Raw genomic sequence first — 8,110 nt, forward strand, 5'->3', positions numbered from 1 at the left:
TCCACATGGCACGTCCAGATGAGGCTTCAGCACCCTTCTGGAATCACCGCCATCCCGGCCACTCAACCCCGGCCGGACATTATCGGACGGGCTCTAAGACGGATGGTTCAGGGGCACGATTGAGGGCGTTGAAGATGGCGGCTGCGGGTTTGGTCCAGACGAAGGGTCGGGCGCTGCGGTTGTGCTCGGCGATGTAGCGTTTGATGGCGGCCTGAAGATCGACGACACCGGTGAAGGTGCCCCGTTGCAGGCGGCGTGTGAGCGTGGAGAAGAAGCCTTCGACCGCGTTGAGCCAAGAAGCTGAGGTCGGGGTGAAGTGGAAGGTCCAGCGCTGATGGCGTGCAAGCCATGCGCGCACCTTCGGGTGCTTGTGGCTTCCGTAGTTGTCGAGCACCACGTGGATCACCTTGCCCGCAGGGACCGCGGCCTCGACGGCGTTGAGGAAACGGATGAACTCACCGTGGCGATGGCGCTGCATGCAGCGGCCGAGCACCGTGCCATCCAGGACGTCGAGGGCGGCAAACAGCGTCGTGGTGCCGTGGCGGGTATAGTCGTGCGTCTGCGCGGCCGGATGCCCGGGTCCGAGGGGCTGGTCGGGGCGCGTGCGCTCCAGGGCCTGGATCTGGCTCTTCTCGTCGATGGACAGCACGACGGCATGGGCGGGCGGGTTCATGTAGAGACCCACCACATCCTCGACCTTCGCAGCGAAGGCCGGGTCGTGCGAACGCTTGAACGTGCGCACCCGGTACGGCTGCAGGCGGTGTGCTTCCCAGATCCGTTGCACGGCGCGCAAGGAGATCCCAACGCGCTCGGCCACGGCGCGCCCGGTCCAGTGGGTGATCTCGTCCGGCGGCTCCGAACAGGTCAGTGCCAGCACCTCCGCCACCGTCCGCGTGGAATGCGGCGGGGTTCCGGGTGGGCGGGTCTTGTCGCGCAGCAGGCCCTCAACGCCCTCCTCGGCAAAGCGCTGCTGCCAGCGCCAGACCGCGGGCCGACTGACGCCGGCCTGCCGGGCCACCTCCTGCACGGTCAGGCGCTCGGCCGAAAGCAGGACGATCCGGGCTCGCAGGATGTGCTTGAGGGGACGGGATCGCTCTCCGGCGATCTCGGTCAGCGCTGACTTGGTGGCGTCGTCGAGGAGTACACAGACCGTCTGAGCCATCGCCCAGACTCGCATGCATCACGCCCTACGTGAATCACCCGACCGCGTCAGTGCACTAGGATGACCCGTCGACTCCGGATGGACGGTCCAACCCACCGTATGGTCGAAGTTCGTTAAAGTCGGATGCCGCCTTCATCAGAGGCGATGCGACCGGCGCGAAAGTGCTCTGCTTCGGGAGACAACGTGATTCACGATTGCAAAGCCCCGGTCACGCGACATCTCGTGCTGGTCCGGCATGGCCAGAGCGTAGCCAACCGATCCGGCCTGTTCACGGGATTGCTTGGAAGCCGAGGCAGCCGGGCGGCGTTTGGCCGAGCGCAGCTGGCGCTTTTCCGCAGCCTTCACCTCGACGCTGACGCGGGCCGTCGTGAGCGGCCGGCTTATTCTCGATGCGCTCGGGCAACCCGGATTGGTCCCCCAACGCTTCGCCGCGCTCGACGAGCGAGACTACGGCGACCTCAGCGGGCTCGACAAGATCGCCGCCGATGCGCGCTGGGGGGCGGAGCGGATCGAGACCTGGCGCCGCTCCTACGCCAAGGCGCCGCCGAACGGTGAGAGCCTGCGCGATACCGTCGCCCGCATCGTGCCATGCTACCTCCGAACCATCCTGCCGGCGGTCATGTGCGGGGACGTGCTCGTCGTCGCCCACGGCAATTGCCTGCGGGCGCTTGTCATGGCGCTTGAAGACCTGAGCCCCGCGGAGGTCGAGCACCTCGAACTCGCGACGGGCTCCGTCAGGATCTATGAGCTTGCTGCGGACACGACGATCACGGCCCGCTGGATCGACGGGTGAATCCGCCTGTCGGCCCCCCAAAATGGGTCTCCGCAAACTCTGAAGGGGTCCTGCTTTCATCTATTTCAGTGATGGGAAGCATCGAATCATTCCGTTGGAGTGAATGAACGGGACCTGGGATCCTCCGGCATCACATCGGAGCCATCCATGTCCGCGCCCAGACTTTTCTCCCACTCTCGTTCGACGCGTGCCTTGGCCGGCACGAGAGCCATCCTTCCGGGACTGGGCCTCTGCGTGGCGGTCACCGCCGCAGCGATCGGCTTCGAGGCCGTCGAGACGCAACTGTTCGGTCGCGCCTGGCTTGAAGCCTTGGTGCTGGCGATCCTGCTCGGGAGCGCGATCCGCACCGCCTGGACCCCGTCGCAGCGTTTCTTTCCCGGCATCGCCTTCGGGGCCAAGACCGTGCTGGAGATCGCGGTCGTACTACTCGGCGCGTCGCTCAGCCTCGCGACGATCCTCGCCGCCGGACCGGGTCTACTTTTTGGCATCGCGGGCGTCGTCGTGGTCGCGATCCTGTCGAGCTATGGCATCGGCCGGGCACTCGGGCTGCATCCGCGCATGGCAATCCTCGTCGCATGCGGAAACTCGATCTGCGGCAACTCGGCGATCGCCGCCACGGCGCCGGTGATCGGCGCCGACGGCGAGGACGTCGCCGCCTCCATCGCCTTCACCGCGGTGCTGGGCGTGCTGGTGGTGCTCGGCCTGCCGCTGCTGGTGCCGCTGCTCGGTCTGTCGCCGATGCAGTACGGCGTGCTCGCCGGCCTCACCGTCTACGCTGTTCCGCAGGTCCTCGCCGCCACCGCGCCGGTCGCGGCGCTCAGCGTCCAGGTCGGAACCCTGGTGAAGCTCGTCCGGGTGCTGATGCTAGGCCCGGTCGTCCTGATGCTCTCCCTCGGTGCAAGCCGGCTGCGCGAGGAGACCGACGAGGCCGCCCCCGGCGTCACCGCCGGCGACCGCCCTGCTCGCGCTGGCCTCGCGATCCACCGCCTGGTGCCGTGGTTCATCCTCGCCTTCCTGGCGCTCGCGGGCCTTCGCTCGGCCGGGCTGGTCCCGCAGGTCGCGCTCGCGCCGATGTCGGAGACTGCCAACGTGCTGACCGTGGTTTCGATGGCGGCGCTCGGTCTCGGGGTCGATGTGCGCAGCGTCGCTAAGGCCGGAGCACGGGTGACCCTGGCGGTGGTCGCCTCACTGCTCGCACTCGGCGCCGTCAGTCTCGGCCTCATCCACGTACTGGGCCTCGTCTGATATGCGCGATGGTGCGTCCCCAGCGCTGGTTGGAATCAGGGAAACCGATGAGGCGCCCATGGGAACCTGCCGGCACCGATCCAGGCTTCCCTCTCGCGCGATGCCCGACAACCCACGGGAGATCGAAAGTCTCCGAAACATCGCATTGAGAGATCGTTGTCATCACGAGAGACCGTTGGTGGGAATAAATCGCATCCCGTAGCATCTCCTTGGTCACAAGAAATCGCCACCGGCCCGGTGCCCTCGAACGCATCGACGCCGACCTTCTTTGAAGGGGGAAACCATGCACGGACTGGACAGACCTATGAACCGCCGCCTCGTCCTGGGTGGCTTAGGGCTCGGCAGCCTCGGCGCCGCCATGCCGGCCTGGGCGGCAGGCTCGGTGAAGCTTCCGCTGCCTGGCGGCCCGGATGAGCGGGCGCTGACCACCGCCTTTCCGGGCAAGGCCGAGATGATCCTTCAACGCACCCATCCGCCGCTGCTGGAGACGCCGTTCTCGGTGTTCGACGAGGGCGTGTTCACCCCCAACGACCGCTTCTACGTCCGTTGGCACTGGGCCTCGATCCCGACCGACGTCGACGCAGGCACCTTCCGTCTAAAGGTCCACGGCCACGTCGATAAGGAACTCTCGCTCTCGCTCGACGCCATCGCCGGCCTGCCGCGCTTCGAGATCGCCGCGGTGAACCAGTGCTCGGGCAATTCACGCGGGCTGTTCGAGCCGCGGGTGCCTGGCGCGCAATGGGCCAACGGCTCGATGGGCAACGCCCGCTGGACCGGGGTGCGCCTGAAGGACGTGCTCGAAAAGGCCGGGGTGAAGGCCGGTGCCGTGCAGGTGCGCTTCAACGGCCTCGACGAGCCGGTAGTCGACGACGCGCCGGACTTCAAGAAGTCGCTCGATCTCGACCACGCCAACAATGGTGAGGTGATGATCGCCTACGCGATGAACGGCGAGCAGCTCCCGCTGCTCAACGGTTTCCCCCTCCGCCTCGTAGTGCCGGGCTGGTACTCGACCTACTGGGTCAAGATGCTGTCCGACATCGAGGTGCTGGACAAGCCCGACGACGGGTACTGGATGAAGACCGCCTACCGCATTCCAGACGTGCCGGGCGCCAACATCAAGCCCAGCCAAACCGGCTTCAAGACAGTACCGATCAGCAGGATGGTGCCACGCTCCTTCGTCACCAATTTGACCGAAGGTGCAAAGGTGGCGGCTGGAACGCCGGTGGCCCTTCGCGGCATCGCTTTCGGCGGCGATTGCGGGGTAAAGGCGGTCGAGTTCTCCGGAGACGGCGGGGCGACGTGGTTTCCGGCGCAACTCGGCGCCGACGAGGGCCCCTACAGCTTCCGCCGCTTCGACGGCAGCCTGCCGGCGCTGGCCGCCGGCACCCACACGGTCAGGGTCCGCTGCACCAACACCAACGGCGTCGCGCAGGGCATGGGCCGGGTCTGGAACGGGGCCGGCTTCATGCAGAACGGCATCGAGGCCGTGTCCTTCCAGGCCGCTTGAGGAGACCAGCCATGAACCCGATCCATCCGGCGGCCCTGATCGCCGCGCTCGCCCTGTCTCCTCTCGTGGCGCTCGCGGCGCCTGCACCCGAGCCGATGCGCTTCACCTCGCAATCAATCGTGATGCCGACCTCCGACCGGATCTTCCCCGACGGACCGGGGGCCGAGGCGGTCAACAACAACTGCCTCGCCTGCCACTCGGCCGGGATGGTGCTGACCCAGCCCAAGCTCACGAAGGCGCAGTGGACCGAGAYCAGGCCGACGTGCAAACCATCATCGATTACCTCACGGCGTTGAAGCCAACGCCCTGAACCCCCGAATCCCGAGGCCGCCGCGTTTTTTTCGCCGGCCTCGGGGAATAAACCGCGCCTTCCGGCGTCTCCTCAGGGCGATACACGGCCGGCCCGGCCCTGCACTACGGATTTTCGATTTCGAACCAGCCCTCACGGCAGGCCCCGGCCGCCGAACGAGCGCGCATGCCCGAGAGACCCGCTTCATGACCCATATCCGCACTAGCCTCAGCACCCTCCTCGCCGGAGCCGCCTTGCTCCTGGCCCAGGCCCAGCCCGGGTTCGCCGCCGGCTTCGACGGCGCGATCAAGAACAACGCACTGGCGCTGAACGCCGCCGGGACCGTCGCCGCTGTGTCGAACAGCGAGGAGAGCGCCGTCGTCGTCTACGACGTCGCCAAGGGCACGGTGCTGCGCCGCCTCGACGGCTTCGTCACGCCGCGGAACATCGTGTTCGCGTCGGATGGCGCCCGCTTCTACGTCTCCGACAGCGGCACCGGTCGGATCACGGTCTACGAGACCGCCACCGGCAAGGAGGCCGGCGTTCTCGCCGCGGGCCCCGGCGCGTTCGGCACGGTGCTCTCGGCCGACGGGGGCAAGCTCTACGTCAACAACGAGGCCGCAAGCACGCTGACCGTGTTCGACACCAAGACCATGCTCGCCGAGGCCGTGATCCCCGGCTTCTCGCAGCCGCGCCAGGGCGTGAAGCTGTCGCCGGACGGCAAGACCGTGTTCGTGACGAACTTCCTCGGCGACAAGATCACGTTGGTCGATACCGCCACCAACAAGATCACCGGCGAGATCGCCGGGTTTGACAAGCTGCGCGCGATCTCGATCACCAAGGACGGAAAGACGCTGTTTGCCGCCAACAGCGGCCGTAACACCATCGGCGTGGTCGATGTCGCCGCCCGTAAGGTCACCTCCGAGGTGGCAGTGGGCAAGGACCCCTACGGCGCAGCGCTGACCCCGGACGGGCGCTTCGTCTATTCGGGCAATCTCAAGGACAACTCCTTGTCGGTGATCGACACCGGCACCCTCAAGGTCGTCGCAACGGTGACCGGCCTGAACGAGCCGCGCCAGGCGATCGCGTTCTCGGCCGACAACGCCCACGCCTACGTCCTCAACCGCGACCTCAGCGTCGCCGTGGTTGATCGCGCGAAGAATGCGGTGGTCTCGACGATGAAGCCCTGAGGCGACGCGCGCCGGGGGCCTTATCGCCCCCGGCGCGTTCTCGATGTCGACACGTCACGAACGCAGGACAAAGACCCCATGCTCGGCCTGTTCCAGCTCAAGGACCGCCTCATCGTCCACGGCAAGGCGCCCTACAACGCCGAGCCGCCGCTCGATCGCCTACGCGCCGCCTTCCTTACCGATCAGGCCGACTTCTACGTCCGCAGCCACGGCGACATCCCGGACCTCGACGCCGACGGTTACCGCCTGACCGTCGACGGGATGGTCGCGACGCCGCTCGACCTGTCCGTCGCCGACCTCAAGGCGGGCTTCGTGCCCGTCACTGCTACGGCGGTAATGCAATGTGCCGGCAACCGCCGGGCGGACATGCTGGCGGTGGCCCCGGTCGCCGGCGACCCGTGGGCGGCCGGCGCCATCGGCAACGCGGAATGGACCGGCGTGCGCCTCGCCGACGTGCTGCGCGCGGCCGGCCTCGACGCGGGGGGCGCACGTCACGTCGCCTTCGAGAGCCACGACCGGATCACCCATACGGACACGCGCTTCGGCGCCTCGATCCCGCTCGCCAAGGCGCTCGCCCCCGAGACGCTGCTCGCCTTCGCGATGAACGGCGAGCCTCTCGCCCCCGAGCACGGCCATCCGTTGCGCGTGGTGGTGCCGGGCTTTGCCGGCATCCGCAGCCCGAAATGGCTCGCCCGCATCACGGTGCAGGTTCACCCCTCCAACAACCCGATGCAGGCCGACGACTACAAGCTGTTTCCGCCCGACGTGACCGCAGAGACCGCGGACCCCGCCCACGGCATCACCATCGAGGCGATGCCGCTCAACAGCGCGATCTGCGAGCCCGCCCGCGGCGCAGCGTTGAAGGCCGGCCGGCACGCGATCCGCGGCTACGCCATCGCCAGCGACCGCGCGGTCGCCCGCGTCGACGTCTCGACGGATGGCGGTCGCAGCTGGGCACAGGCCCGGATCGACCGCGATGCGGACGCGCCCTACGCCTGGACGTTCTGGGAGATCGACTGCGAGCTGACCGCGGGCGAACACGAACTCGCGGTGCGGGCCTGGGACTCAGCCGGCCAGACCCAGCCGGCGGCGCCCGACGACACCTGGAACTACAAGGGTTACCTCAGCGCCGCCTGGCACCGGGTATGGGTCACGGTGGCCTGACCTCACGCCCAGAGTAGGGCGGTGGCCGCAAGGCCCGAGATCGCGATCAGCAGGGCCGCGATCCCAACGGTGAGGATGCGCGGCATCATCGGGATTTCGGCATGGGCAAGACGCGCCCGAATCGCCCGATCCCGCCATGCGGCGCCGGCGAACGAAGCGAGCGCACAGGCGATCAGCGTGAGCGACAGCACCTTCAGCGGCCAAACCGCCAGCACCTCCCGCAGGAAGCGCTGCGCAGCCAGGCCGACGCCGAGGAAGGCGAGCCCGGTGCGAAGCCACGCCACGAACGTACGCTCGGCTGCCAGCACCGTCCGGTCCTCGGCGAGCCTCACCCGGGGATCGTCGGGGGGCACGGGTTTCGCGGGCTCACTCATTTGATGTTCGCCGTCGCGATCAGGTCGAGAAGCGCGTCGGCGGCCCGGCTGCAGTAGCGCTCCTTGTGGCGCAGCACCCGGAACGGCCGGCTCGGCAAGTCGAACGCCGCCCGCACCAGGGTCCCGGCCCGAAGCGCGGCGGCTACCACGGTCTCGGACAGGACGGCGGCCCCGCCCCCGGCCTCGACGGCAGCGCGGACCGCCTCGTTAGAAGGCAGTTCGAGCGTGACCCGGAACCGGGCCACGGCCAGACCGGCCTCCGTGAGCGCCGCCTCGAAGGCCGAGCGGGTCCCCGATCCCGCCTCGCGCAGCACCCAATCGGCCCCAGCGAGGTCCTCGGGTTCGAGCGCGGTCGCCCCTGCGAAGGGATGTGTTGGGGCGACCAC

At 68.1% G+C, this 8,110-nt stretch carries 7 protein-coding genes and 2 pseudogenes; 6 read left to right on the plus strand and 3 right to left on the minus strand.

Annotation, left to right across the window (positions count from 1 at the left end):
• Nucleotides 1-79 precede the first annotated feature (79 nt).
• The gene (locus ASG60_RS13985) at nt 80-1,162 is read right to left on the minus strand and encodes an IS630 family transposase (protein ID WP_056386219.1); all 1,083 of its coding nucleotides are present in this window, start codon (nt 1,160-1,162) and stop codon (nt 80-82) included.
• Between the two features lie 183 nt (nt 1,163-1,345).
• Here ASG60_RS13985 and ASG60_RS13990 point away from each other — a divergent pair.
• The 6 genes and pseudogenes from ASG60_RS13990 (at nt 1,346) to ASG60_RS14015 (ending at nt 7,350) form a co-directional block, all read left to right on the plus strand.
• Nucleotides 1,346-1,955, plus strand: a pseudogene (locus ASG60_RS13990) (2,3-bisphosphoglycerate-dependent phosphoglycerate mutase).
• Nucleotides 1,956-2,102: 147 nt separating this feature from the next.
• Entirely contained in the window at nt 2,103-3,200 is a 1,098-nt protein-coding gene (locus ASG60_RS13995) for a putative sulfate exporter family transporter (RefSeq protein ID WP_056386221.1), read from the plus strand.
• 283 nt (nt 3,201-3,483) lie between these two features.
• Nucleotides 3,484-4,707, plus strand: a complete 1,224-nt coding sequence (locus ASG60_RS14000) for a molybdopterin-dependent oxidoreductase (protein WP_056386224.1) — start codon at nt 3,484-3,486, stop codon at nt 4,705-4,707.
• 11 nt (nt 4,708-4,718) lie between these two features.
• Nucleotides 4,719-5,017: pseudogene (locus ASG60_RS14005) on the plus strand (cytochrome c).
• A gap of 185 nt (nt 5,018-5,202) precedes the next feature.
• Entirely contained in the window at nt 5,203-6,186 is a 984-nt protein-coding gene (locus tag ASG60_RS14010) for a beta-propeller fold lactonase family protein (RefSeq protein ID WP_056386228.1), read from the plus strand.
• A 78-nt stretch (nt 6,187-6,264) separates the two neighbouring features.
• Nucleotides 6,265-7,350, plus strand: a complete 1,086-nt coding sequence (locus ASG60_RS14015) for a sulfite oxidase (protein ID WP_056386230.1) — start codon at nt 6,265-6,267, stop codon at nt 7,348-7,350.
• A gap of 2 nt (nt 7,351-7,352) precedes the next feature.
• Here ASG60_RS14015 and ASG60_RS14020 read toward each other — a convergent pair whose 3' ends face one another.
• Nucleotides 7,353-7,703: a DUF202 domain-containing protein gene (locus ASG60_RS14020; protein ID WP_244476673.1), complete on the minus strand. Its 351-nt coding sequence runs from the start codon at nt 7,701-7,703 to the stop codon at nt 7,353-7,355.
• A gap of 17 nt (nt 7,704-7,720) precedes the next feature.
• A partial coding sequence (locus ASG60_RS14025) for a LysR substrate-binding domain-containing protein (RefSeq protein ID WP_244476674.1) occupies nt 7,721-8,110 on the minus strand: 390 nt, incomplete at its 5' end.

Source organism: Methylobacterium sp. Leaf469, from assembly GCF_001424745.1.
Classification (GTDB): Bacteria; Pseudomonadota; Alphaproteobacteria; order Rhizobiales; family Beijerinckiaceae; genus Methylobacterium.